The sequence below is a fragment of the uncultured Reyranella sp. genome, assembly GCF_945957355.1.
Taxonomy (GTDB): domain Bacteria; phylum Pseudomonadota; class Alphaproteobacteria; order Reyranellales; family Reyranellaceae; genus Reyranella.
Genome location: NZ_CAMFKM010000001.1, coordinates 410,466 through 435,876 on the forward strand (window position 1 = coordinate 410,466; position 25,411 = coordinate 435,876).

Genomic DNA, 25,411 nt, shown 5'->3' on the forward strand with positions numbered 1-25,411 from the left:
AAACCTCTGTTCGGCGAACTTCCTTGAGAATCGGATGATTGCGAGACAACAAAAATGCCCCCTATTGCGGAGCTAATTCTCTTAGAGATTGTGGCGCCCGGAAGGAGTCCTCAAGCTTTCTTTTCGTCGTCAAAAGACTGTCGGGGACTTCATCAGGGGGTCTGCGGCAAACGTAAATCCACTCGGGCTGTCGCGTAAGCCTAGCTGCAAGGCAAGCCCGCCGCTTCGATCGTCCCCGAATTGGGAACTCACATGCACTACCGCCCCCTCGGAAACACCGGCCTCACCGTCTCCGTCGCCGGGCTCGGCTGCGGCGGCAACAGCCGGCTCGGGCTGGGGCGCGGGGCGAGTTTCGACGAGTGCGTGGGGGTCGCGCGGGCGGCGATCGATCTCGGGGTCAACTTCCTCGACACGGCCGAAGCCTACGGGACCGAGGAGATCGTGGGCGCGGCGGTGAAAGCCTATGACCGCGACAAGCTGGTGATCTCGACCAAGGCGCTGTTCAAGGAGGGCGACACGGCGGAGACGGTGACGCGGAAGGTCGAGGCGTCGCTGAAGCGGCTCGGGCTCGACCATGTCGACGTCTTCCATTTCCACGCGGTCGGTCCCGCTGCCTACGAGCATCATCGCGACGTGCTGGCGCCGGCGCTGCTGCGGCTGAAGGAGCAGGGCAAGGTGCGCCATGTCGGCCTCACCGAGACGGGGCCGCGCGATCCCGAGCAGGCGATGCTCTCCCGCGCCGTCGAGGAGGCGCCGTGGGAGGTCGTCATGCTGGCCTACAGCCTGGTGAACCAGGGCGCGCGCACCAGGGTGTTCCCGGTGACCGCGCGGCGCGGCATCGGCACCCTGCTGATGTTCGTCGTGCGCAACATCTTCAGCAACGACGCCTACCGCCGCGCCGTGTTCGCGAAGCTGGTCGAGGACGGGCGGCTCGATGCGTCGGTGCTGGCCGGCGGCGACGATCCCCTCGCCTTCCTCGTCGCCGAGGGCGGCGCGGCGAGCATCACCGATGCGGCCTATCGCTATGCGCGCCACGAGAAGGGCGCCGACGTGATCCTGTTCGGCACCGGCAACCGGGCGCATGTGAAGGCCAATATCGAGTCGATCCTGCGCCCGCCGCTGCCCGCGCCGGTGGTCGAGCGGCTGCACCGGACGTTCGGGCACCTGAGCGGCGTCGGGCTCGATCTGCCGGGGCCGGTGAAGGCCTGAGGGCCGGGAAGACATACCCGTCGTCTCGACCGGAGCGAAGCGGAGTGGAGAGACCTTCTCTCAACGATTAGCCGGCTTTTGGTGGAGAGAAGGTCTCTCCGCTTCGCCTCGCTGCGCGAGGCTACGGTCGAGACGACGGAGGCGCGCGGAAGAATTCCCTCAGTCCTCGTCGCGGATGACGAAGCGGGCCTGGCGGACTTCCTCGGCCGACCAGCCGTCGGCCTGCATCTGCGCGCGGGCGCGGTCGACGTAATCCTGGTCGAAGATCGGGGCGTTCACGAAGCCCAGCACGATCGAATAGGAGCGGAGAAATTCGTCGCGCAGGAAGACGTCGATGAGCTTGGTCGGCACGACGGAACTAATGCCAGCCAATAGTGAACCTATTTTGAAGGCGGCCGCCGGCCGGGGGAGACTGATCGCAGAAGGAGGATCAGACCCCATGGCGACCGAGACCACGACCGAGACCGGAACCGTCCGCCTGCACCGCGTGCTGACCGCCCCGCCGGAGCGCATCTACCGCGCCTTCCTCGACGCCGACGCCATGGCCAAGTGGCTGCCGCCGCACGGCTTCACCGGCCACGTCCATTCGATGGATGCGCGGGTGGGCGGCGGCTACCGCATGTCCTTCACCAACTTCTCGTCGGGCAACAGCCATTCCTTTGGCGGCACCTTCGTCGAGCTGGTGCCCAACGAGCGCATTCGCCACACCGACAAATTCGACGATCCCAACCTGCCCGGCGAGATGCAGACCACGATCGTCCTGCGCAAGGTGTCGGTAGGCACCGAGATCGAGATCGTGCAGGAGGGCATCCCCGCCGTCATCCCGACCGAGGCCTGTTACCTCGGCTGGCAGGAGTCTCTGACCCTGCTGGCGCAGCTGGTGCAGCCGGAAATTCCGGGGTGAGCCTGAGCCGGTAGCTCCTTGGAGCGCGCCACTCCAGTGGCGCTCATGCCTTGCTCGAGCGCCACTGGAGTGGCGCGCTCCCTTGAAAGGCTTTGCGCTACACCCCGCGCTCGTTGCCCCAGGCCAGCACGTGCAGCTGCGGCAGCACGGTCGCGTCGAACCAGCGGTCCTGCGCCACCCGGTCGACCAGCCAGCGGAAGCGGGCCATGAGGCCCTGCTGGTCGACGCCGTCGCGGCCGGCCTCGTTGGGCTCGCCAGGCGTGTGGTTGCCGATGGAGAGATAGACCGGCAGCGACGGATGGCGCGCGGCGGCGGCGCGGGCAAAGGCGTAGTCGGCCTCGTCGAACACCGCGACCTTGAGCACGGTCTGCGGCCCGCCGTTCGCGGCGGCGAGGCAGGCGTCGAAGGCGCTCCAGTCGGTCGCCATGCCGGACGAAGGCGGCTTGGGCGAGAGCACGAGATGGTCGAGCATCGCGAACCAGGCGGCGGCGACGCTGCCCTGGGTCTCCATCGCGAAGCGATGGCCGCGTAGGTGGCCCTGCTCGATCAGCGGCCCGAGCGACTGGATCGCGGGATTGCCGCCCGAGATCGTCACCAGCACCGGCGCGCTGCCGGTCAGTTCGTCGACCTTCGCGAGGATCGCGTCGGGCGCCATCGGCCGCCAGTCGTGGCGGTATTCCGGCAGCACGGCATAGAGCGTGTCGCACCAGGTGCAGCGATAGTCGCAGCCGCCGGTGCGCACGAACACGGTGGGCTTGCCGATCAGCGCGCCCTCCCCCTGCACCGTGGGCCCGAAGATCTCGGAGATGCGGATCGCGCTCATGCCGCGAGATCGTTGATGCTGTCGTCGGCGCGGCGCCACCAGCCATCGCGGCGAAGAGGCAACGCGTCGGCGGGATCGCCCGTGAGGGTCACGGCGTTGGTCGGCGTCTCCTCGACCGTCAGCTCGACACAATGCAGATCGTTGCCGTCGGCCGCGAGGAAAGCGTTGAGCTTGGCCATGAAGCAGGCGGCCAGCATCTCGGTCGTGGGATCGCCGGGCGTCACCAGCAGGCGCGACAGGCGCTCCCGCTCGTGCGTGCGGAACCAGTCGATCATCGGGTCGCGCTCGTCCAGCTGAAAGGCATGGTCGACCCGGTCGTCGATCCAGCGGTGCCAGCGCGCCTTGGCGCGGTCGAAGGGCGCCACCATGTTGGCGTCGCCGTCGAGGCGCTGCGGCGCGACAGGCTGGATGCGGGCGATCACCTGTTCGTTGTGACCGTGGGGAATGGCGCATTTGCTGTGGGCGTCGGCGATCAGCCGGTGCGCCATGCTGTAACGCCGGGTGAAGACGAGGCTGAACATCAGCCGCGCGCTCGGGACGCGAAGTCGATCATCGGGGGCTCCTGTTTTGACCGGGTGGGACTACGACCGGGCCGGCGCGGGGCGCCGACGCGGCCCTTCTGCCCCAGCCCGGCCGCCGGGGGAAGCCGTCCCCGGCGCGGCATGGTGCCGTCTCTTCGCAGCGTGTGAAGCTTGCTGCGGCGACAGGGCACCGCTCGCGGTTGGCCTAGGCACACGGCCCGATGACGTGCCAGACTTGAATTGCTCGGATTGCGAGCATCGGGGGAGTCAAAATTGAAGAGTCTGTTGTTCAGCTTTCAGGGCCGCCTCAACCGCGCGCCCTATTGGTACGTGCATCTTGCCCTGGCGGCCATCCAGTTTCCGATCATGGTCACCTTGTTCGCCCTTCTCGTCTACCCGGCGATGGAGGCACAGGATATGGACGCCATTCAGGACGCCTCCAGGACGATGAACCTTGTCGGGTTGTTGTTCCTTCCCCTGTACTGGATCAGCCTTGCCGTGACCGTGAAGCGCTGCCACGACCGCGACAGGTCGGGCTGGTTCATCTTCATCTCGCTGATACCATTCATCGGCGTGATCTGGCTCCTGGTCGAGCTCGGCTTCCTGCGCGGCACGGTCGGACCCAACCGGTTCGGCCCCGATCCTCTGGGCTATTGACGTTTTCTCAATCGGTCATGGCCGCGCCGCGGCGCGTCGCCTATTCTCCGCCGGATTTCAGAATCCCAGAGAAACGGAGACACCGTGCAGACGACGCCCCTTTCGAAAGAGCTCCACGACACCCTGTCGAAGATCACCACCGCCAGCATCACGACGATCCTGCTGAAGAAGGGGCTGCGCAACGTCTGGATGCGCGGCACGCGGCCGATCAAGCCGGGCCAGGGCCGTCTCGTGGGACGCGTCTTCACCCTGCGCTTCGTGCCGGCGCGCGAGGATCTCGCCACGCCGGAGAGCTGGTCGTCGCCGATCTCGACCCGCGCCGCCATCGAGGCGATGCCCGAGGGCGCGATCGTCGTGGCCGATGCGATGGGCGTCACCGATGCCGGCATCTTCGGCGACATCCTCTGCGCGCGCATGAAGAAGAAGAACGTCGCGGGCCTGATCACCGACGGCGTGGTGCGCGACATTGCGGGCGTGCTGGGCACCGGCCTGCCGGTCTGGTGCCAGGGCGCCGCGGCCCCGCCCTCGGTCGCCGGCCTCACCTTCGTGAGCTGGCAGGAGCCGATCGGCTGCGGCGGCGTGGCGGTGTTCCCCAACGACGTGGTCGTGGTCGACGATGACGGCGCGGTGCTGATCCCCCAGGCGCTGGTCGAGGCGGTCGCCAAGGAAGGCACCGAGCAGGAGCGGCTGGAAGGCTGGATCATGTCCGAGGTCGAGCGCGGCGTGCCGCTGCCCGGCCTCTATCCGCCGAACGACGAAGCCAAGGCGCGCTACGCCGCGACCAAGAAATAGGCTGTCACCGCCCGGCTAGGCGACCCAGACGTCGATCGGCGCTTCCCGCCCGCGCAGGCTGAGGGCCGGGACGCGACGGAAGCCACCGGTCACATCTCTGCCGGTGGCGTCGCCGACCCGCGACACCACCGCGTCGCTGGCGACGATGCGGCAGCCCAGCGCGCGGGTCGCCGCCTCCAGCCGGCTCGCCACGTTCACCGTGTCGCCCAGGGTCGCGAATTCCAGCCGCCGCTCCGAGCCGATGTTGCCGAGGATCGCCGGCCCGAAATGGACGCCCACCGAGATGCTGAGCGGCGGCAGCCTGGCGGCCGCCAGTTCGGCGTTGGCGGCGGCGATTCCCTGGACGATGTCGCGGGCGGCGGCGAGCGCGTTGGTGCAGTCCGCGGGCGAGACCTGCGGCGTGCCGAAGGTCGCCATCACGCCGTCGCCCAGGTATTTGTCCAGCGTGCCGCCGTTGGAGAAGATCGCCTGCTCGATGACGCCGTGGCAGCGCCGGAGAAGCTCGACCACCGTCTCCGGCGTCTCGCGCTCGGCGAGCTTGGTGAAGCCCACGATGTCGGCGAACAGCACCGCGACGTCCTGGGATCGCACCGCGCCCACGTCGCTGCGGGCGGCGGCCAGTTCGTCGACCATCGACGGCGGGAAGTAGCGCGAGAGGTTGGCACGTTCCGCGGCGACATTGGCCTGGCGGATCAGCAGCGCGTTGGATCGCTGCCCGCGCAGCGCGAGGATCGCCGCCACCAGGAAGAAGATGAGCATTTCCTGCGCGCGGATCGACCAGACCACGGCGTTCGGGTCGACGATCCCCCGCAGGACCGGCATGTCGGCGAAGGCGGCGGCAACCCGGGCGCCCAGCTCCGGGTCGGTGCTGCCGAACAGGGCGACGCCCAGCACCGACACGAGCCAGATCACCACGACGGCGCTCCCGATCGAAAGGATGGTCAGCCATGAATAGGCGAGCGTCGCGAGCGCCAGGATGATGAAGAAATAGGGAAAGGTCTCGAAGCGGAAGATCATCGCCGTCGGGAAGCGTTCGGCCACGAAGGGATTCGGCACCGTGAGCGCCACCGCCAGCAGGACGAGGTCGGCCAGGATCAGCAGCAGCTCGATGCGGGAACGGCCCACCGTGGCGAAGCGGAGCTGTGCCCAGCCCAGCGCGATGAAGACCAGCAGCAGCCCGTGGAAATAGAGCATGCTCCAGCTGGCGTTCTGGAACGCGATCAGGACCCCGCTCGCCCCGAGGGCGACCGTGCGCGCCCAGGCGGCGATCCGCTGCCCTTCGAGCTTCTCCTTGCGCAGCGCCTCCAGCAGGAAGGGGTTCTCGGGCGAGGCGAGCCGCTCCTCGGCGCTCCGAAACCACAGGCTACGAAAGACTTCAGCTGGACCGGACGACACCATCACGCCCCCTTCTCACGAACGCCACCGGACAGCAGCATGGCGGGGGACCCGCGGCCGGTACAGGGCCGCCGGGACGACACACCCCGTCCCATGCGATACCCTTGGCAGCCCAGGAGGCCATCGATGACGAAGAGGCGGGATCGCGCGAACACCAGCGAAGCAGGCGGCCGCATATGAAAGTGCTGCGCATGCTGGCCTTCGCCGTCGCGGGCGCGCTGCTGTCGGCGGCAGCCTGGTCGCAGGCCGGGCGCCAGCCGGTCGACTGGGCCACCGTCTCGCTCGAATCGATCGGCGGCGGGCCGCTGCCGACCAAAGACTATGCCGGCAAGGTCGTGCTGCTGGTCAACACGGCCTCGCTCTGCGGCTTCACCGGCCAGTACAAGGGGCTGGAGGAGCTGTGGCGGCGCTACAAGGATAAGGGCCTCGTGGTGCTGGGCGTGCCGTCGAACGATTTCGGCGGCCAGGAGCCCGGCAGCAAGGAGGAGATCAAGCGCTTCTGCGAGGCGAGCTTCGACGTCACCTTTCCGCTCGCCGACAAGCAGATCGTGTCCGGCGCCAACGCCCATCCGCTCTATCGCTGGGCCGCGGCGCAGACCGGCACGATCGGCACGCCGAGCTGGAACTTCCACAAGATCCTGATCGGCCGCGACGGACGGGTCATCGACTGGTTCACCGCCGTGAGCGGCACGGGATCGAAGCTCGAACGCGCCATCGAGGCGGCGCTGGCCCGCCCCATTAGCTGAATTGGTTCAAACAATCACCTCATCCTGAGGAGCGGCCGCAGGCCGCGTCTCGAAGGATGGGCAAAGGTCGAGCTGGCTGGAACCATGGACAATGAAGACGGAGCGCACGTCTACATGCTTCGCTGTTCAGACGGCAGCTACTATGTCGGCTCGGCGCGTCGTGGCCTGGAGCGGCGTCTTTCCGAACACAATAACGGTACTTACGGCGGCTATACTGCCAAACGTCTGCCGGTGGTCATCGTTTGGTCGGAGCATTTTCTGAACATCACCGATGCAATCGCGGTCGAAAGACAAGTCAAAGGCTGGTCGCGGGCCAAGAAGGAGGCCCTGATCAAAGGCGATTTCGGGGCGCTTCGGGTGCTCGCGAAAAGAGGTGGCGAATGACTTGGCCCGCTGCCCATCCTTCGAGACGCGCCCCTGCGGGGCGCTCCTCAGGATGAGGTAAGTGCTTGAATCGATTCATTTCCGGCCAACATGAGGTTGTTGTTTGAGCCGCAGAGCGGGCGAACCATTTCGGGACGTTTGGCTGTACCCGAACGGCCGCGCTATCGTCGTCGCCTAAAATCATAATGGAGACGTCCCGATGGCGATGGCCGAAGCCGCTGCCCCTCTCACTGCCGATGACCATGCAAAGGTGATGGCCGAATACAGCCGCGCCGGCGAAGAGCGCGCGCGGGCGCTGGGCAATCGCGGGCCGATCCGGCTCGATGCCAATGGAAAGCTGGCCCAGGACATCCTCGACGCCTACTGGACGCACGGCTTCTACGTCTTCGAGGGCGTGGCGGGACCGGAGGAGCTGGCCGAGCTGCGGGCCGACGTCGATGCCATCCTCGAGCGCGCGCCGGTCGAGCCGGGTGCCGCGCTCGACCGCAACGGCCGTCCCGCGTTCGGCGAGGGCGTGCTGAAGCCGCCCTATCGCTGGGCCAAGCCCTTGAGCGATCCGCTCGGCGGCACCACCAAGAACAATGGCCGCCATCCGGTGGCGATGAGTCAGCCGACGCTCAGCGAGGACGCGCCGGCCTGGACCGTCGAGCTGCTCGACGGCAACCTCTACCTGATGAACGCCGCCTTCCGGCTCTACGGCCATCCCGGCCTGCTGGCCGCCGCCGCATCGATCCTGGGCGACGACTTCGTGCCCTACAACGAGGTGACCTTCATCAAGGAAGCCGGCCTCGGCCCCTCGGTCGCCTGGCACCAGGACGGCACGACCCATTGGGACGCCGCCGACTGGGACATGGGCGCCCACGGCTTCAACTTCATGACCCAGCTCTATCCCAGCACGGCGGGCAACTGCGTCTGGGTGCTGCCGGGCAGCCATCGCCACGGCAAGGCCGACATCCGCAAGCTGGTCGCCGAGAGCGGCTCCGACCGGATCGAAGGCGCGGTGCCGATGCTGGCCGGCGCCGGCGACACGATCGTCACCAACCGCCAGCTGCTGCACGGCTCCTTCGCCAACTCCTCGCCCGACCGCCGGGTCACGCTCAACGCCGGCTTCTTCCCGCGCAAGCGCGTGCTGAACGTCACGACGAAGCGGCTGAACGGCGAGACCGTGACCTACGACGGCGAGCGCATCGACAGGCGGCTGCGCATCCTGCTGCTCGCCATCGACGCACGCCGCCAGCGCTTCCCGCAGGAGAAGAGCTACGTCTATCGCCCGCTCGCCGACCGCCAGGACGAGAACCGCTGGAGCGAGGCGATGCGCGAGGCGGTGCTGAAGAACTACAACCAGCTCGACATGTTCATCTGACGGGATGCGGTTCGGCCTCGTTCTGCTGCTCGTGATTGCCGCCCTGCCGACGCAGGCACAAGCACAGGCGCAGGACCCCGAACCGCTCCTGAACGACGACGACCTCGCCGCCTATTGCCTGGGCGTGAACGGCCAGCTCGCCGAGCGCTTCCGCCAGATGCAGCTCTGGGGCTGCGGCAAGGCGGCGGGGATGCAGTGGTGCCGCGACGCCAAGGCGTCCGCGCCCGAGGCGATGCGGGCCCGCGAACGGCTGGTCATCCGCTTCGCCAACGTGCTGACCCGCAAGGGCCTTTTAGACATCGAGCGCCCGCCGGAGTCGCGCGCGCGCCTGACGAAGATCGTCTCCGACGGCTCGACCGACGCCCGCGCCTGCTTCAACCCCAAGGGCGACCGCGACGAAGCCGCCTGCGCCCGGCTGCAGCGTTGCGAGGAAGCGGAGCAGCGTGTGGGGCAGTAAAGGTCCCTCACGGCGTTCGGGATGACATCGTTTGTTTGATCGGCGCACTGCGCAATTCCAAACAAAATTGTCATCCCGAACGCCGTGAGGGACCTTTCACCTTCCACGAGATGGTGGGTGGCTAGCCGCCGCCTGAACCGCGTGCGAGATTTCACCGACATTCAGCGAGGACACGGATGACCCAGTCGACATGGCGCGAGCGCGCGGGCACGCAATTCACCTGCGAGAAGCAGCCGGCGCACGGGCCTGCGGGCATGGCGGTTTCCAACCATCCGCTGGCCTCGGCGGCCGGGCTGGAAATGCTGGCGGCCGGCGGCAACGCGGTCGATGCGGCGGTCGCCATGCAGTTTGCGCTGACCGTGGTCGAGCCGATGATGGTCGGGCTGATCGGCGGCACGACCTGCCACATCCGCCTGGCCGACGGCAGCCATCGCATCCTCGACGGCATGAGCGCCGTGCCGCAGATGGGCCATCCCGACATGTACAAGCCGGTCCCCGGCGCCGCGCCCGAGGTCTATGACGTCGAGGGGCAGGAGAACCTGGTCGGGCCGAAGTCGGTCGCGACGCCGGGCTCGCTGCGCGCCTGGTGCCTGGCGCTGGAACGCTTCGGCACGATGAGCCTCGCCGACGTGATGCAGCCCGCGATCCGCCATGCCGCGCGCGGCTTTTCGGTGACGCCCTATCTCTCGGACTGCATCAAGGATGCCGGCGCTGATCTCTCGAAGGACAAGCTCGCCGCCAACCTGCTGCTGCCCAACGGCACACCGCTGAAGCCCGGCGAGCGGCTGGTGCAGGGACAATATGCCGAGGCGCTGACCCTGGTGTCGCAGCAGGGCGAGAAGGCGCTGCACGGCGGGCCGCTCGGCGACCTCCTCGTCGAATGCATGGAGAAGACCGGCGGCTTCGTGCGCCGCGACGATCTCACCGGCTACAAGGTGGAAGAGCGCGCGCCGATCCGCGGCCACTATCGGGGCTGGGAGATCCTCGGACCGCCGCCGCCCGCCGCCTCGGGCGTGCACATCGCCCAGATGCTGAACATCCTCGAAGCCTACGACATCGCGAAGATGGGCTTCGGCACGGTCGACACGCTGCACCTGCTGGCCGAAGTGCTGAAGATCGCCTTCGCCGACCGCGCCGAGGCGAGCGGCGACCCGGACTTCGTGAAGGTGCCGGTCGAGCGCATCGTGAGCCGCGACTATGCCGACCAGCGCCGCAAGCTTCTGGACATCGCCCGCGCGACGCAGTGGACGGGCGGGCTGCAGGCCGCCGAAGGCCAGGACACGACCCATCTCACCGTGGCCGACGGCAAGGGCAACGTCGTCAGCACGACGCAGACCATCAACAGCCTGTTCGGCGCGCGCTTCATCGTGCCCGGCACCGGCATGATCCCCAACAACTACATGAACAACTACGACCCGCGCCGCGGCAACGCGCTGTCGATCGCGCCGGGCAAGAGGGTCACGACCTCGATGTCGCCGATGATGGCGCTGCGGGACGGCAAGGTGCGCTATGCGCTGGGCCTGCCCGGCGGCCGCAAGATCTTCCCCTCGGCGCTGCAGGCCCTGCTCAACCTGATCGACCACGGCATGGACCTGCAGGAAGCCGTCGAGGCGCCGCGTATCTGGACCGAGGGCCCCGTCCTCGAAGTCGAGCACGGCATCCCCGCCCCGGTCCGCCAGGGCCTCGAAGCCCGCGGCCACAAACTCAAGATCATGCCGACCGTGGCCGGCGGCATGAACGCCATCCAGTTCCACGACGACGGCACCATGACCGGCGCCGCCTGCTGGCGCGCCGACGGCACGGCGGCCGCGCTGGGCGGCGGCCTGGCGCGCGCGGGGGTGCGGTTCGTGTTGCCGGCTTAGTCTAGAGTCTCGCCGAGTTCGATAGAAGCACCACCACGAACCTCATGCTGAGGAGCGCTCCGCAGGAGCGCGTCTCGAAGCATGGGCACGAGCACCGCGCCTATTTGCCCATCCTTCGAGACGGCCCTTCGGGCCTCCTCAGGATGAGGTCGTGTGGTCGTCTCCCCTCAATGAAACACCCGCCCCGAGTCGATCACCAGCGTCTGGCCGGTCGTGCTGTTGGTCCGGCACATGGTGACGACCTGGTCGGCGCAGTCGTCCTTGTCGGCGGGCTTGCCGAGCAGCGAGGCGCTGGCGTTCTTGGCGACCACCTCGGGGCGCAGGTTGGCGGTGGCGCGGGTGCCTTCGAGCAGGCCGGGGGCGACGCAGTTCACCAGCACCTCGGGCGCCAGCGCGACCGCCATGCACTTGGTGAGATGGATGAGGCCCGCCTTCGAGACGGCGTAGGCGATCGAGGAGCCGGTGGGGCCCAGCCCCGCGACCGAGGCGATGTTGACGATGCGGCCTTCGCCCTGGCGCTTCATCACGGGGCCAACCGCCTTGGTGAGCAGCATCGGGCCGGTCAGGTTGATGTCGATGATCTTCGTCCATTCCTCGTAGGTGAGGCCGTCGAGATCGGTGAAGGGGATCGACTTGTTGTAGGCCGCGTCGTTCACGAGGATGTCGAGCCGGCCGAAGCGCTTCACCACGTCGTCGACCAGCCGGTCGACCTGATCGCGCTGGGTCACGTCGCAGGCGAAGGCGGCGGCGCTGACCTGATGCCGTTCGAGGTCGCGCGCGACGCCCTCGGCCTGGTCCCCGCTCCTGGCGTAGACGACGGCGATGTGGCAGCCCTCGGCCGCCAGCGCGTGACAGATGCGCTGGCCCAGCCCGCCATTGCCGCCGGTGACGACGGCCACCTTTCCCTTGAGATCCATCCGTTTCCCCCGTGGCTGCCTTGCGACCCGTGCCGGGTGCAGGCTCTCGTTCGTGCGGTATATATAGGCCAGTTCACAGCGTAGCGGAGCCCGTTCGATGTCCCTCACAGCCGACCAGAAATTGCGACAGCGCGCCCAGCAGGTCATTCCCGGCGGCATGTACGGGCACCTGCGCAGCGACCGGCTGCCCGAGGGCTATCCGCAGTTCTTCGAACGCGGCGAGGGCTGTCACCTGTGGGACGTGAACGGCAAGCGCTACGTCGACTTCATGTGCAGCTGGGGCCCGATCGTGGTCGGCCACGGCAATCCGGTGGTGGCCGAGGCCGTCGCGCGCCAGATGGCGGCGGGCGACTGCCTGAACGGCCCGTCGGAGCGGCTGGTCGAGCTGGCCGAGCGGCTGGTCGGCTTGATCCCGCATGCCGACTGGGCGCTGTTCGGCAAGAACGGCACCGACGCCACCACGACCTGCGTGACCCTGGCGCGCGCCGCCTCGGGCAAGCGCAAGATCCTGGTGGCCGAGGGCGCCTATCACGGCGCCATCCCGTGGTGCACGCCGAACCCGTACGGTGTGACGCCCGAGGATCGCGCCCACATGCTCACCTTCAAGTTCAACGATACCGGCAGCTTGGAGAGCGCCGTGCAGCGCGCCGGCGACGACCTCGCGGGCATCGTCGTCTCCGCCTTCAAGCACGATTTCGGCAAGGACCAGGAGATGCCGGACGCGGCCTTCGCCCGCCGCGCCCGCGAACTGTGCGACGCCAACGACGCGGCGCTGATCGTCGACGACGTGCGCGCCGGCTTCCGCCTCACGATGCGCGGCAGCTGGGACCTGGTGGGCGTGCAGCCCGACCTCAGCGCCTGGAGCAAGGCGATCGCCAACGGCCATGCGCTGGCCGCCGTCACCGGCAACGACCGCTACCGCGACGCCGCGTCGAAGCTCTACGTCACCGGCTCGTTCTGGTGCAGCGCCGTGTCGATGGCGGCGGCACTGGCGACGCTCGACGTGCTGGAGAGCGTCGACGGGCCGGCGCACATGCGCGCCATGGGCCAGCGGCTGCGCGACGGCATCGCGGCGCAGTCGGCCGAGTTCGGCATCGGCGTGCGCCAGAGCGGCCCGCCGCAGATGCCGACGGTGCTGTTCGACAACGATCCCGACTGCGAGAAGGGCAACTTCTTCACCCTGGAGGCGCTGAAGCACGGCGCCTACCTGCACCCGCGCCACAACATGTTCCTGTCGACCGCCCACACCGAAGCCGACATCGACTTCGCACTTGAGGCGACCCGCAAGGCGTTCGCGGCGCTGGCGGCGCGGTAGGTCTTCATTGGAGCGCGCCACTCCAGTGGCGCTCAAGCGTCGTTGATGAAGCGAGGGATGAGCGCCACTGGAGTGGCGCGCTCCAGGGGTCATGAGCTTCGTGTGATCGCTCTTCCTTCGGCGCTCCCGGACATCGCTCCGCGATGTCCTGACGCTCAGGAGGCCGAGCGAGGCTCGGCCTACCGCCCGCCGTTCTTCCACCAGCGGGTCAGGCTGGCGGCGTCGCCGTTGTACATGTTGCGGTCGCAGTGGCCGACGCCCTCGACGTGGCGCGGTTCGCTGCCGTAGGCGAAGTTCTGGGCGGTCTCGTCGGCGACGTACTGCCAGAGCTTCCAGCCGCGGGTCGCCCACGCGATGGGAAGGCGCGGCTCCTCGCGATAATCGGCCAGCCACAGGTCGCAGCGCGCCAGGATCGAGCCCGGCCGCACACTGGCGCCGAGGCTGATGCGGCGACGGCCGTAGATCTCGCCATCGGCCCACGAGGGATGGGTGTAGAGCATCGGCAGGCGGCCGGTGGCCTTCTGCACGGCCAGCACGAAGGCCTCGGCCTGGTCGAGCCGCATCGTGTTGCGCGGGTTGGCGTCGTTCGGCTCGAGGTCGAGCGCCATCACGGTCTGCGGCCCGGGCTGGCAGGCCGACAGGAACGCGTCCGCCTGCCGCTCACCCGAATACTGGCGCGTGCCGAAATGGTAGCCACCCCACAGCAGGCCCGCCGCCTCGGCCTGGCGCCGCCGCGGCGTATAGGACGGATCGAACCAGTCGCCGCCCTCGGTCACCTTGTGGATCACGGCCAGGATGTTGCTGCGGCGGACCGCGGCGAAGCTGGTGACCGTGACGTTGTGGCTGATGTCGATCACGGCATCGAGGCCGGGCCGCGTCTGGCCGGGGGCATAGGCCACAGGCTGGGTCGGCTGGCCGCCGCACCCGGCCAGCGCCGGCAGGGCAAGACCGCCCGCCAGCATGCTTCTCCGTGAGATCATCGAGGGGGAGTTCCTACTTCGCTTTCTTCAGCACGTTCGTGGCGGCGACGGAAACGCCGGCGCGGTTCTCAGTATAGAAGAGTTCGAGCGTGCCGTCGTCGAGCAAGGTGCCTTCGATGGCCGAACCGCCCTGCCCGATCATGCGCACGCGCTTCCCGTCCGATCCGATGACGCCAATGATCGGCTCGGCCTTCGACTCCGAGGACAGCGTGCCCCAGAACCGTCCCTCGTCCTGCCCGTCGATCTTCACCGTGATCTTCAGCTCGACCAGGCGGTTGCCGTCGACGATCGTCGCCGGCGCGGTCACCGGGAAGTGAGCCGGCAGGCCGCTCACGATGCTCTTGTTGGTGCCCGTCCAGGTGCCCGTCATGTCCGGCCCGGCCGGCTGGGCGACCGCGATGCCGGCGGCACAGGCGAGGGAAAGGCCGAGGGGAAGCAGGAGGGTGGCACCACGCATGGCTTTTTCCTTCAAGGTTGTCGGGGGCCGCATCATGCCCAAACATCGGCCCGCGTAAAGCCGGGCCATCGTCGCGGCGGTCGACAGGCGGAGCGGCCGCGCGCCATACTGGCCGCAATGGAATACGACTATATCGTCGTCGGCGCCGGTTCGGCGGGCGCCGTCGTCGCCAACAGGCTGTCGGCCGACCCGCGCCACAAGGTGCTGCTGCTCGAAGCCGGCCCCGCCGATCATCCCTGGACACGCATCCCCGTCGGCTATTCGCGGTTGATCACCAACCCGGCCGTCAACTGGCTCTACAGTTCCGAACCCGAGCCCAGCACCAACGGCCGCCGCATCCCGGTGCCGCGCGGAAAACTGCTGGGCGGCTCCAGCGCCATCAACGGCCTCGCCTTCGTGCGCGGCCAGGCGCAGGACTTCGACACCTGGGCGCAGATGGGCAACCAGGGCTGGGCCTACGAGGACGTGCTCCCCTTCTTCAAGCGCATGGAGAGCTACGAGGAGGGCGACGAGCGCTTCCGCGGGCGCTCCGGCCCGCTGAAGGTGACCAATCCGCCGCCGCTCAATCCGCTCTATGCCACGGTGATCAAGGCGGCCGGCGAGGTCGGGATCCGGCACAACCCCGATTACAACGGGGCGAAGCAGGACGGCATCGCCATGAGCCAGGCCACGATCGCCTCGGGCTGGCGCATGAGCACGGCCCGCTGCTACCTCGATCCGGCCCGGCGGCGCCCCAACCTGCGCATCGAGACCGGGGCGCTCGCCGAGAGGCTGCTGCTCGACGGCAGGCGCTGCACCGGGGTGCGCTATTCGGTGGCCGGCGAAGCGCGCGAGGCACGGGCCGCGCGCGCCGTCGTGGTGAGCGGCGGATCGATCAACTCGCCGCAGCTCCTCGAACTGTCGGGCATCGGCCAGCCGGACCGGCTGCGCGCGCTGGGCATCGAGGTGCGGCATGCGCTGCCCGGCGTCGGCGAGAACCTGCGCGAGCATTATGCGCCGCGCACGCGATGGACCATCGGCAGGCGCGGCGTCACCTTCAACGATCGCGGGCGCGGCCTCGGCCTCGTGCACCAGGCGCTGCGCTGGGCGCTCAACCGCGACAGTCTTCTCTCGATGGTGGGCGCGCCGCTGCGCGCCTTCGTGCGCTCGCGCGACGGGCTCGCGGCGCCCGACCTGCTGCTGGGCTGGGTGCCGATGTTCACCGAGCCCGGCCCGCGCGGGCCGCGCATCGCGCGGCAGTCGGGCGTCTCCTGCTACGCCCATCCGATGCGGCCCGAAAGCAAGGGCACCATCCACATCGTCTCCGCCGATCCGAAGCGGGCACCAGAGATCCGCTACAATTTCCTCTCGGCCCCGGTCGACGGCGAACTGACCGTGCGCGCCGTGCGCATCGCCCGCGCCATCATGACGGCGCCCGCCATGGCGCCGCTGCAGGTGACCGAGATCGCGCCCGGGCCGAACGGCAACAGCGACGAGGAGATCCTCGACTGGGTGCGCCAGGCCGCCGAGACGACCTATCATCCGGTCGGCACCTGCAAGATGGGCTCCGACCCGATGGCCGTGGTCGATGCGCGACTGCGCATGCACGGCATCGAGGGGCTCCGGGTCGCCGACGCCTCGATCATGCCGACGCTCACCTCGGGCAACACCAACGCACCCTCGATCATGATCGGCGAGAAGGCGGCGGAGATGGTGATGAGGGATACGGCTTAGGGTCTTTCCGCCTCATAGCCGCACTGACCTCATCCTGAGGAGGCTGCGCAGCAGCCGTCTCGAAGGATGGGCAACAGACGGAGTGCTCGTGCCCATCCTTCGAGACGGCCCTTCGGGCCTCCTCAGGATGAGGTCGGTGCTGGTGATCTTGTCGGGCACGAAAAGACCTCAACGCCCGCGGAACGCGCGCGCGATCTGGTCGCTCAGAGGCTTCACCAGGAACGACGCGACCGTGCGCGGCGTGGTCTGGATGAAGGCTTCGACCGGCATGCCGGCCAGCAATTGCAATCCCCCGAGCCGGGCGAGCTCGCCCTCGGAAACGCGGATGCGCACCGAGTAGTAAGGCTCCGTCGCCTTGTCTTCCTGCGTCACGTCGGCGCCGATATGGATCACCTCGCCATTGACCTCGGGCGTCGTGCGCTGGTTGAAGGCGGCGAAGCGCAGGACGGCGTGCTGGCCGACATGGATCTGGTCGATGTCCTGCGGCGCCACCTTGGCATCGACGATCAGATCGTCGGAGTCCGGCACGATCAGCATCAGCGGTTCGCCGGCCTGGACGACGCCGCCCACCGTATGGACGTTGCGCTGGAACACCTTGCCGTCCTGCGGCGCCACAAGATCGATGCGCTTCAGCTGGTCCTCGGCCGAGACGCGGCGCTCCGTCATCTCCGACTTCTTGGCGCGGATCTCGGCCAGTTCCTTGCCGACCTCGGTGCTGAGATCCTGGTCGATCTGGTGGATCTTGAGTTCGAGCTCGGCGATGCGGCCACGGCTCTGCGCCAGCGAGGCGACGAGCGACGAGCGTTCGCCTTCCATGCGGGCCGAATCGCGCTCCAGGGTCGTGACCCGGCTGATCGGCACCAGGTTCTGCTTCCACAGCGTGCGCACGCCGTCCAGCTCCTGCGCGAGCAACGCCAGCTCCTTGCCCTTGGCGACTTCCTGCGCCTGGGTGCCGTCGATCTGGAGATTGAGCTGCTTGATCTGCTCCCGGAGCTGCGCCTTCTGGCCATCGCGCGCGGTGCGGCGCATCTCGAACAGCTTCTGCTCGCCGGTCATCAGCCGCGCGATCTCCGGATCGCTGGCCCGCGAGGTCAGTTCGGGCGGGAACTCCACGGTCCTGTCGTTGTCGCGCTCCGCCTCGAAGCGGGCCTGGCGGGCGGCCAGTTCGTCGAGCGACTTGGTCACGATCCCCAGATTCGCCTTGGCCTGCGTTCCGTCGAGCCGGACGACCACGTCCCCCTGCTTGACCCGGTCGCCCTCCTTGACCGGCAGCTCGCCGACGACGCCCCCGGTCGGGTGCTGGATCTTCTTGACGTTGGTGTCGACAACGAGCTTGCCGGGCGCGATCACGGCGCCGGACAATTGCGTGGTGACGGCCCACCCCCCGATCCCGAAGACGAGGACGAGGCAGGACACGACGCCGACCATCAGAGGCTTGCGGGTCATGGCCGGGATCGACACGGGCGGGTCCTGCTTCATGACGGCTCGCGCGCCCGCGCCGCCGGCGGCGACGGGACGGGTACGGCCGGCGACGGGACGGGCACGGGCTGGGCCCCGTTGGCCGGCCGGACTGGCCGGCCCGGTGGCGGCGCGGCCTTCAGCGTCTCCTTCAGGACGGCGTCCTTGGGACCGAAGGCGTGCTGCCGGCCGCCGCGCATCACCAGCAGCTGGTCGACGGCGGCGAGCGCGCTCGGCCGGTGGGCGACCACGATGGCGATGCCACCGCGGGCCCGCACCGACATGATGGCCTTGGTCAGGGCCTCCTCGCCGTCATGGTCGAGGCTGGAATTGGGTTCGTCGAGCACCACGAGGAAGGGGTCGCCGTAGAGCGCCCGCGCCAGGCCGACGCGCTGGCGCTGCCCGGCCGACAGCGCGGTGCCGCCCTCGCCCATCTCGGTCTCGTAACCGTTGGGCAGGCCGAGGATCAGCTCGTGGACGCCGGCGGCCTGCGCCGCCGCGATCACCTTCCTCGAGTCGGGCTCCGGTTCCAGGCGCGCGATGTTCTGGGCGACCGTGCCGGAGAACAGTTCCATGTCCTGCGGCAGGTAGCCGATATGCTCGCCCAGCGCCTCGGACGACCATTGGTCGAGCGTCGCCCCGTCGATCCGGACCTTGCCGTTGACGGGTCGCCAGACGCCGACGAGGGTGCGGGCGAGCGACGACTTGCCGGATGCGCTGGGGCCGATGATGCCCAGCCCCTGGCCGGCCTTCAGGCCGAAGGCGATGTCGCGGGCGACCAGCATGTTCACGCCGGGAGGCGCAATGCTGACGGCTTCGACCGACAGCGTGGCCTTCGGCTTCGGCAGTGCCATGACCTCCCGGTCTTCGGGAATGCGGGCCAGCAGATTGTTGAGGCGGTGCCAGCTCTGGCGGGCCGACACGAAGACCCGCCACTGCGCGATCACCTGCTCGACCGGCGCCAGCGCCCGCGCCGAGAGGATGGAGCCGGCGATGATGATGCCGGCCGTCGCCTGCTGCTTGATCACGAGGTAGGCCCCGACCGCCAGCACGGCGGACTGCAGCGCCATGCGCAGCGCGCGCGAGAAGCTGCCCATGCCGCCGGTGATGTCGCCGGCCCGCTGATGGGCCGCGACGTAGCGGCGTCCGTAATCCGCCCACTGGTGCGCGAACCGCCCAACCATGCCCATGGCATGCAGCACTTCCGAATTGCGGCGGCTGGCTTCGGCCAGGCTGGTGCGCCGGCCGGAGAGCGACGAGACCTCGATCGAGGGCTGTCGGACCTTGACCTCCGTGATGAAGGTGATGGCGACCAGGATGAGGGCGCCGACCGTCGCCGTGAGGCCGATCAGCGGATGGAACAGGTAGCAGATGCCGAGATAGAGCGGCATCCAGGGCAGGTCGAACAGCGCCGCGGGACCGGTGCCCGACATGAAGCCGCGGATCTGGTCTAGGTCGCGGATCGGCTCGAAGCCGTTCATCTGCGGCGCCCGCAGCGGCAGCTTGACCAGCAGGTGATAGACGCGCCGGTCCAGCGCCTCGGCAAACCCGCCGGCGATCCGGATCAGGACGCGGTTGCGGACGATGTCGAGGATTGCCTGAAAACCGTAGAGGCCGAGCGCCAGGATGCAGAGCGCGACCAGGGTCGGCACGCTGCGGCTCGGCAGCACCCGGTCATAGACCTGGAGCATGAAGAACGAGCCGGTGAGATAGAGAACGTTCAGGATGGCCGTGAACAAAGCCACGCCCATGTAGGACGTGCGGCAGGATCGAAGGACTTCCGCCAGTTCGGTCCGTGGCGATCCTGCGGCAGGTGTTGGGGCCCGGGTCATGCAGCTGTCACGTCCCTCATCGGCCGCCCTGCCGTCCCCGGACGGCGGGCCGGCGAGCCCACCTAGCATTGGCGAACGGCGGCTGTCTCTACCATTCGACTGCAAAAACCGCTTCTATTGGAGATTTCGCAGGCCTTCCGCATAGGGAATGGCAGCCGATACTCCAGCGAGGGTGGCTTGAGGTTGCAGTGCACCCAATCGTCGACCATCTTCAGGCGCCGCATCTCCGTGCGATCGCCCCCAGAGTCCAATCCAGCAGACGGAAACGGTCAATATGCCTTCAGCGCCCCCGGTCGGTGTGGTGATTGCCAACTACAACAACGGCGCCTTCGTGGGACGGGCGATCGAATCGGTCGCCCGCCAGTCGTGCCGCAATCTTCGCACCATCGTCGTCGACGACGCCTCGACCGACAATTCGGACGAGGAAATCCGCAACTGCCTGTCGCGGCTCGGCGATTCGCGGTTCGACTATATCCGGCTCGAGACAAATGTCGGACAGACCGGCGCGATCAAGCGCGGCCTCTCCCGGCTGGACACGCCGTTCGTCGGTTTCCTCGACTCCGACGACATGTGGTACGAGAGCTTCATCGAGCGACATCTGTGCGTTCACATGAACGCCGATTTTCCCGTCGCTCTCACCTACTGCGATTCCCACATCGTCGACGGCGACGATCATCTGCTGGCCGGCACCGCCTGGTGGTTCGAGCAGGGCGCCTCGGCGAAGAAGGCTCTCGAAGCCGCCATCGTGCCGAAGATCGACGCGGCGACCGGCGAATTCGCCTTTCCGGCCAACGGCCGGCTGACCTTCCATCCGCACTGGACGCCGCTCAGCGCCACCAACAGCATGGCGAGCATGATGTTCCGCCGCAGCTTCGTGGACCTCGTGCTCGTCGTGCCGGACAACGATCTCAGGCTCTATCTCGACTATTACCTGTCGACCTTCGCGGTCCTGCTGACGGGCTCCATCGCCATCCACGACGCGCTCTATGCCTATCGCATGCACGGCGCCAACAAGCATTCGAACGCAGCGGTGATGGGCGGCAGCTACAATTCCTCGACCAAGGACTGGGGCCCGATCAGCAATCACATCCTCCAGCTGGTCCAGCGCATCCTCGACGAACAGGCCTCCCCCATCCGGGCCGCTTTCGGTGACTGGCGTCATGCGAATTCGAAGGCGCTGGTAAAGCGCGCCCTGGAGGTCCGCTCGGACAGCAGCAAGGGCGCATGGCTCCGTTTCGTCGACGCATTGTCGATGAGAGCGCAGGCCCTGCTCGACAGCGGCCGTTCGGGTCTCGGCAGACAATTGCATCGCGGGCACTGACGGCGAAGGCCCGGCCGGCCGCGTGTCCTCGCGCCGCCTTTCAGGGCTCTCCCTTCAGGCCGAGGGACGCCAGGTAGCTCCAGCGCACCGTGCCGTTCCGGAACTGGATGCCCTCGAGATACTGCGCGACGGCACGGTCGATCAGTTCCGGTGACGGTTTCTCCTTCGTCGCCCCGTCGGCATAGGCCACGATCTCCTTCCACCCCTCGGGGCGCGGGATCGACACCACGGTCGATGGCGTGTCGAGGTTCTTGTAGGTCCAGAACGACCAGCCGATTCCATGCGTCTCGTGGAGACGGCGGAACTCCTCGTTCCATTCGTCATTGAGCTCTCCGGTCTCGCCGAGGAACAGCGGCACGTCATGCAGGTTGGCGAAGTTCAGGTGCCGCTGGATCGAATCGCGTTGCGTCGAGGCCCAGAACGAATGGTAGGTGTAGGCGAGGTTCTTCGCGAAGGGCGGGCCGAACATGGCGAAGCTCGAACTCCACTGGCCGCCCGCCAGGATCACGATGCGCCCGGGATCGACCTCGCGGATCGCCGCCGTCGCCCGCTTGTAGAACGGCTCCAGCCGCGCGTTCAGGGTCGCCACGTCGTGGTAGGGCGCGATCGGCTCGTTCAGGATGTCGTAGCCCAGGATCGCGGGATTGCCGCGATAGCGCTGCGCCACGGCCCGCCACAGCTTCACGGTGAGGTCGCGGTCGCGCCGGACGTAGAACATCAGCGGATAGCCCGGCCCGTCATCGTGGTTGATCCCGGTCTGCCCGCCCGGCGCGGCATGCAGGTCGGGAATTACGTAAAGCCCTGCGGCGGCGGCCCAGCCGACCACCCGGTCGAGCAGCGACCAGCCCTCGCCGCCGATCTCGCCGTCGGCGGTCATGAACAATCGCCAGTGCAGCGGCACCCGCACCATGTTGAAGCCGGCCGACCTGATGAAGCGGATGTCGTCCTCGGTCACGTAGGCGTCACGATACTGGCGCCAGAACGCCGAGGCGCGCTCCGGCCCCAGCAGCCGGTCGAAGGCGCCGTAGATCTGGCGCGGCGACTTCGCGACCTCGAACTTGAACATGTAGCCTTCGGGCATCAGCCAGTTGCCGAGGCTGATCCCCTTGAGGCGCAGGATGCGACCGTTCGGCTCGACGAAGTTCCTGCCCTCGATGCGCACCAGCGCCTCGGCATGAACGGGCGCGGCGAAAGCGAGCATCATCAGGAGAGCGACGAGGAGGCGCATGACGGGACTGTAGCAGGCCACTAAGGTTCGTCCCGTCATGTTTCTCGCCTCGCTCCTGTTGCCGATCGCCGTCGCCGCCATCGTCTTCCTGGTCCAGCGCATCCGCCTGCCCGTCTTCCTCGCGATCATGGCCACGGTCGTGGTCTATGGCATCGCCGCCGACATGACATTCGACTCGGTCGGCAAGGCGTTCGGGCTGGGTTTCACGACGGCCCTGGAACAGACGGGCCTGCTCGTCGTCGCGGGCGCGCTGGTCGGTGGCCTGGTGCTGCACACGCCGCTCGGTACCGGCACCTCCGCCGCCGCGGGACTGGTGGCCGGACTGGGCGCCTCGGCTTCGGGCGGGCTCGCGCTCCTGCAGCCGGCCGGGCAGGACGCGCCGCGGCGCGCGCTGGGCCTGGCGCTCACCCTGCTCGCCACCGCCGCTCTCCTGGCACCCTCGCCGCTCGCGGTGGCCGCGGCCTCGGTCATGAAGGCCGACATCCGCACGGAGTTCTTGATCGCTCTGCCGGTCGCGGCGCTCGCGATCGCCCTGGGCTGGTGGCATGTGGCGCGGCAGATCCCGTCGCAGCCGACCGAAGGACAGCTTTCCTGGGCATGGCTCTGCGTCGGCATCCCGCTCCTGCTGCTGGTGTTGCAGGCGGTGGCGCAGATGCCCAGCGAACCGCTGGGCCGGGGCGGCGCGCGCGAACTCTACATCGGCATCTCCAGGCCGCTGATGCTGACGGCCATTGCCGTCACCCTGGCGATCCTGTTCGCCCGCCGCTGGGAGCCGTCGGTCCTGGCCGGCCGCTCCTGGGCGCCGTTGCTGCTGGCGGTCGGCGCGTCGGGCGGGCTGGCCCGGGTGTTCGACGAGACCGGCATGTCGGAGCTTCTGGCCGAGTATGCGCTGCATCCACGCTACGGCGTGCTGACGCCGTTCCTGGCCGCGGCCATCGTGAAGACGATGCAGGGCAATTCGCTCACCGCGGTGCTCACCGCCGCGGGCATGGTCGAGCCCATGCTGCCGGCACTCGGCCTCGACAGCGCCTCTGGCCGCGCCATCGCAGCGGCGGCCGTCGGCGCCGGCTCGATGGCGGTCTGCCACGTCAACGACCCGTTCTTCTGGATCGCCGCCCACATGGGCCGGCTCTCGCCCGGCCGCGCGCTCTATGTGATCTCGCTCGGGAGTGCCGTCATGGCGATCGGCGCCCTGGTCGTGATCGCGGCGATCCGGCAGTTCATCTAGGCTCAAAGGAGCGCGCCACTCCAGTTGCGCTCATGCCTTATTCTAAGCGCCACTGGAGTGGCGCGCTCCTATGGAACGCTTCGAACGTCAGGCGACCAACCCCTCCTCGCGCGCCTTGATCTGCAAGGCGAGGTAGCGGGAGTAGATGCGGCACTGTGCGAGGCTGCCGGCGATGAACCACAGGCCGGGCTGCGGCGTCGGCTTGAACATGTTGGCGAGTTCCCCGCCGGCATCGAAGCCCCAGACCGGGCCGATCCGGTCGGCCACCGCGTCGCCCAGGAAGGCGCGCACCGTCTCCTGCTGGTTTTCGTAGCCGGTGGCGACCACCACCAGCTCGGCCTCGCGCAAGGTGCCGTCCTTCAGGCGCACGCCGCCGGCCTCGAACCGGTCGATGTCGTCGTACTGCAACAGCTCGATGCGCCCGTCGACGATCATGTCGGAGCAGCCGACGTTGAAGTAGTAACCGCCGCCGCGCCGCAGATACATCATCTGGAAGCCGGTATCGTCTTCGCCGAAGGTCAGGCGGAAGCCGCGCTTTTCCAGACCCGCCAAGAGATCGCGATCGACCTGGCGCATCTCGGCGGTCGAGAGCTGATAGGCGCGCTGCATCACCGGATAGGGTGAGGCCGCCGCCAGCAGGTCGCAATCCTCGAACGGCAGGCCCTCGGTGTAGATCGCATAGACCTTCTGCGCCTCGCGGATCGACACGACGTAGGTTGGGCTGCGCTGGACCATCGTCACCTCGGCGCCGCTGGCGCAGAGATCCTGCGCCACGTCGTGGCCGCTGTTGCCGGTGCCGACCACGATCGCCCTGCGGCCCTTCCAGTCCGCGCCATTGGTGTAGTCCCCGGAATGCATGACCGTGCCGGCGAACGACTCGAGGCCAGGCAGCGACGGCTTGATCGGGATGGCGCTCACGCCGGTGGCGAAGACGACGTGGCGCGGATGAAGCACGCGCTCGGTCCCGTCGCCGCGCTTCAGGGTCACGGTCCAGCGTTGCGCGGTCTCGTCGTAGCGGCCCGACGTGAGCTGCGTGTCGCTCCAGTAATTGAGGTCGAGGGTCTCGACATAGGCTTCGAACCAGTTGGCCAGCTTGTCCTTGGGAATGAACACCGGAAAGGTCGAGGGGAACGGCATCAGCGGCAGGTGATTGACGTGCACCTCATTGTGCAGGGTGAGCGAGTGGTAACGTCGCCGCCAGTTGTCGCCGATGCGCGGATGGCGATCGACGATCAGCGTATCGACGCCCAGCGCGCGCAAGCGCGCCGCGGTGGCGAGGCCCGCCTGGCCGCCGCCGACGACGAGCACGGCGGGATCGCGATCCTCGTAGGCCTGCGCCTTCAGCCGCTGGTCGAGCCAGTTGGCGCCGCCGAAGTCGCGGCTGTAGCGCTCGGCATCGCTCAGCTCGCGCGGCCTACCGTCGGGCCAGCCGTGCAGTTCCTCGAGCGTGGTGAGCAGCGACCAGGCCCGCCACGTTCCGCCATCATCGACGAGACGCACGACGCCATTGGCATGACCGAGCGCCGTCTCGAACTCGAAGATCGCTTCGATGCACGGGGTGCCGGCTCGCGTCACGCGACGCGGCGGCGTGCGCGTGCCGGGAATTTCCACATCCTTCGCGGCGGTGCGCGCCAGCACCGGCGCCAGCGCCGCCTCGATCGCCGCTCGCCCGGAATGGGTGACGACGTCCCAGGTGAAGGCCAGCACGTCGCGCCAATGCCCGTCGGGCATGAACGTCGCCGCGACGGCAGCGGCATCCTGCGCCTGGAGCGCAGCCCCGAACGAATCGAGCCAGCGCGCGGCGATCTCTCCGGCTTCGTCCGGAGCTTCTGCAAATTGTACGGACATC

General features: G+C 68.2%; 24 protein-coding genes. 13 read left to right on the top strand and 11 right to left on the bottom strand.

Annotated elements, in window-relative coordinates:
• Positions 1 to 252 precede the first annotated feature (252 nt).
• On the top strand, positions 253 to 1,209 hold the full coding sequence (locus Q0Q48_RS01990) for an aldo/keto reductase (protein WP_295133072.1): 957 nt from the start codon (positions 253 to 255) through the stop codon (positions 1,207 to 1,209).
• Positions 1,210 to 1,368: 159 nt separating this feature from the next.
• Here the strand turns inward: Q0Q48_RS01990 and Q0Q48_RS01995 are convergent, their stop codons facing one another.
• Positions 1,369 to 1,560: a hypothetical protein gene (locus Q0Q48_RS01995; RefSeq protein ID WP_295133075.1), complete on the bottom strand. Its 192-nt coding sequence runs from the start codon at positions 1,558 to 1,560 to the stop codon at positions 1,369 to 1,371.
• A gap of 88 nt (positions 1,561 to 1,648) precedes the next feature.
• Here Q0Q48_RS01995 and Q0Q48_RS02000 point away from each other — a divergent pair, with 88 nt between their 5' ends.
• Positions 1,649 to 2,113 (top strand): SRPBCC family protein, encoded by a 465-nt coding sequence (locus Q0Q48_RS02000; RefSeq protein WP_295133078.1) that lies wholly within the window; start codon positions 1,649 to 1,651, stop codon positions 2,111 to 2,113.
• Positions 2,114 to 2,210: 97 nt separating this feature from the next.
• Here the strand turns inward: Q0Q48_RS02000 and queE are convergent, their stop codons facing one another.
• The gene (gene queE, locus Q0Q48_RS02005; RefSeq protein WP_295133080.1) at positions 2,211 to 2,936 is read right to left on the bottom strand and encodes a 7-carboxy-7-deazaguanine synthase QueE; all 726 of its coding nucleotides are present in this window, start codon (positions 2,934 to 2,936) and stop codon (positions 2,211 to 2,213) included.
• Positions 2,933 to 3,457, bottom strand: coding sequence for a 6-carboxytetrahydropterin synthase (locus Q0Q48_RS02010; RefSeq protein ID WP_295133083.1), 525 nt, complete (start codon positions 3,455 to 3,457; stop codon positions 2,933 to 2,935). Before Q0Q48_RS02010 ends, queE begins: the two co-directional genes overlap by 4 nt.
• Positions 3,458 to 3,730: 273 nt before the next feature.
• Here Q0Q48_RS02010 and Q0Q48_RS02015 point away from each other — a divergent pair, with 273 nt between their 5' ends.
• Both Q0Q48_RS02015 and Q0Q48_RS02020 read left to right on the top strand, forming a co-directional pair.
• Positions 3,731 to 4,114: a DUF805 domain-containing protein gene (locus tag Q0Q48_RS02015; RefSeq protein ID WP_295133086.1), complete on the top strand. Its 384-nt coding sequence runs from the start codon at positions 3,731 to 3,733 to the stop codon at positions 4,112 to 4,114.
• 84 nt (positions 4,115 to 4,198) lie between these two features.
• Positions 4,199 to 4,906 carry a ribonuclease activity regulator RraA gene (locus Q0Q48_RS02020; protein ID WP_295133088.1) on the top strand — a complete coding sequence of 236 codons (708 nt, stop codon included), beginning with the start codon at positions 4,199 to 4,201 and terminating at the stop codon, positions 4,904 to 4,906.
• Between the two features lie 15 nt (positions 4,907 to 4,921).
• Here Q0Q48_RS02020 and Q0Q48_RS02025 read toward each other — a convergent pair whose 3' ends face one another.
• Entirely contained in the window at positions 4,922 to 6,304 is a 1,383-nt protein-coding gene (locus Q0Q48_RS02025) for an adenylate/guanylate cyclase domain-containing protein (protein WP_295133761.1), read from the bottom strand.
• 173 nt (positions 6,305 to 6,477) lie between these two features.
• On the opposite strand from Q0Q48_RS02025, the gene Q0Q48_RS02030 reads away from it, so the two are divergent.
• From Q0Q48_RS02030 to ggt, 5 genes are all read left to right on the top strand, one after another.
• Positions 6,478 to 7,047 carry a glutathione peroxidase gene (locus Q0Q48_RS02030; RefSeq protein WP_295133092.1) on the top strand — a complete coding sequence of 190 codons (570 nt, stop codon included), beginning with the start codon at positions 6,478 to 6,480 and terminating at the stop codon, positions 7,045 to 7,047.
• A gap of 84 nt (positions 7,048 to 7,131) precedes the next feature.
• The gene (locus tag Q0Q48_RS02035; protein WP_295133095.1) at positions 7,132 to 7,431 is read left to right on the top strand and encodes a GIY-YIG nuclease family protein; all 300 of its coding nucleotides are present in this window, start codon (positions 7,132 to 7,134) and stop codon (positions 7,429 to 7,431) included.
• Between the two features lie 199 nt (positions 7,432 to 7,630).
• Entirely contained in the window at positions 7,631 to 8,794 is a 1,164-nt protein-coding gene (locus Q0Q48_RS02040; RefSeq protein ID WP_295133098.1) for a phytanoyl-CoA dioxygenase family protein, read from the top strand.
• A gap of 4 nt (positions 8,795 to 8,798) precedes the next feature.
• A complete protein-coding gene (locus Q0Q48_RS02045; RefSeq protein WP_295133101.1) occupies positions 8,799 to 9,251 on the top strand; it encodes a hypothetical protein in 453 nt (150 codons plus the stop codon).
• 176 nt (positions 9,252 to 9,427) lie between these two features.
• Entirely contained in the window at positions 9,428 to 11,113 is a 1,686-nt protein-coding gene (gene ggt / locus Q0Q48_RS02050) for a gamma-glutamyltransferase (protein WP_295133104.1), read from the top strand.
• A 167-nt stretch (positions 11,114 to 11,280) separates the two neighbouring features.
• Here the strand turns inward: ggt and Q0Q48_RS02055 are convergent, their stop codons facing one another.
• On the bottom strand, positions 11,281 to 12,030 hold the full coding sequence (locus tag Q0Q48_RS02055) for an SDR family oxidoreductase (RefSeq protein ID WP_295133107.1): 750 nt from the start codon (positions 12,028 to 12,030) through the stop codon (positions 11,281 to 11,283).
• 97 nt (positions 12,031 to 12,127) lie between these two features.
• On the opposite strand from Q0Q48_RS02055, the gene Q0Q48_RS02060 reads away from it, so the two are divergent.
• Entirely contained in the window at positions 12,128 to 13,345 is a 1,218-nt protein-coding gene (locus tag Q0Q48_RS02060; protein ID WP_295133110.1) for an aminotransferase class III-fold pyridoxal phosphate-dependent enzyme, read from the top strand.
• Positions 13,346 to 13,524: 179 nt separating this feature from the next.
• On the opposite strand, the gene Q0Q48_RS02065 is transcribed toward Q0Q48_RS02060, so the two are convergent.
• Complete coding sequence (locus tag Q0Q48_RS02065) at positions 13,525 to 14,325, bottom strand: glycoside hydrolase family 25 protein (RefSeq protein WP_295133113.1); 801 nt, start codon at positions 14,323 to 14,325, stop codon at positions 13,525 to 13,527.
• Positions 14,326 to 14,338: 13 nt separating this feature from the next.
• Positions 14,339 to 14,782, bottom strand: a complete 444-nt coding sequence (locus Q0Q48_RS02070; protein ID WP_295133116.1) for a hypothetical protein — start codon at positions 14,780 to 14,782, stop codon at positions 14,339 to 14,341.
• Positions 14,783 to 14,899: 117 nt separating this feature from the next.
• Between Q0Q48_RS02070 and Q0Q48_RS02075 the strand changes: the two genes are divergently transcribed.
• Positions 14,900 to 16,495 carry a GMC family oxidoreductase N-terminal domain-containing protein gene (locus Q0Q48_RS02075; RefSeq protein ID WP_295133120.1) on the top strand — a complete coding sequence of 532 codons (1,596 nt, stop codon included), beginning with the start codon at positions 14,900 to 14,902 and terminating at the stop codon, positions 16,493 to 16,495.
• 168 nt (positions 16,496 to 16,663) lie between these two features.
• Here the strand turns inward: Q0Q48_RS02075 and Q0Q48_RS02080 are convergent, their stop codons facing one another.
• Together Q0Q48_RS02080 and Q0Q48_RS02085 are read right to left on the bottom strand one after the other, a co-directional pair.
• Positions 16,664 to 17,974 (bottom strand): HlyD family type I secretion periplasmic adaptor subunit, encoded by a 1,311-nt coding sequence (locus Q0Q48_RS02080; protein WP_295133123.1) that lies wholly within the window; start codon positions 17,972 to 17,974, stop codon positions 16,664 to 16,666.
• A complete protein-coding gene (locus Q0Q48_RS02085) occupies positions 17,971 to 19,785 on the bottom strand; it encodes a type I secretion system permease/ATPase (protein WP_295133126.1) in 1,815 nt (604 codons plus the stop codon). The genes Q0Q48_RS02080 and Q0Q48_RS02085 overlap by 4 nt, the downstream gene beginning before the upstream one ends.
• 274 nt (positions 19,786 to 20,059) lie before the next feature.
• Between Q0Q48_RS02085 and Q0Q48_RS02090 the strand changes: the two genes are divergently transcribed.
• The gene (locus Q0Q48_RS02090) at positions 20,060 to 21,106 is read left to right on the top strand and encodes a glycosyltransferase (protein WP_295133129.1); all 1,047 of its coding nucleotides are present in this window, start codon (positions 20,060 to 20,062) and stop codon (positions 21,104 to 21,106) included.
• Positions 21,107 to 21,146: 40 nt separating this feature from the next.
• On the opposite strand, the gene Q0Q48_RS02095 is transcribed toward Q0Q48_RS02090, so the two are convergent.
• The gene (locus Q0Q48_RS02095) at positions 21,147 to 22,334 is read right to left on the bottom strand and encodes a glycoside hydrolase family 5 protein (RefSeq protein WP_295133132.1); all 1,188 of its coding nucleotides are present in this window, start codon (positions 22,332 to 22,334) and stop codon (positions 21,147 to 21,149) included.
• Positions 22,335 to 22,371: 37 nt separating this feature from the next.
• Between Q0Q48_RS02095 and Q0Q48_RS02100 the strand changes: the two genes are divergently transcribed.
• Entirely contained in the window at positions 22,372 to 23,562 is a 1,191-nt protein-coding gene (locus Q0Q48_RS02100) for a hypothetical protein (RefSeq protein ID WP_295133136.1), read from the top strand.
• Positions 23,563 to 23,649: 87 nt separating this feature from the next.
• On the opposite strand, the gene Q0Q48_RS02105 is transcribed toward Q0Q48_RS02100, so the two are convergent.
• Positions 23,650 to 25,410, bottom strand: coding sequence for an NAD(P)/FAD-dependent oxidoreductase (locus tag Q0Q48_RS02105; RefSeq protein ID WP_295133139.1), 1,761 nt, complete (start codon positions 25,408 to 25,410; stop codon positions 23,650 to 23,652).
• Between the last annotated feature and the right edge of the window lies 1 nt (position 25,411).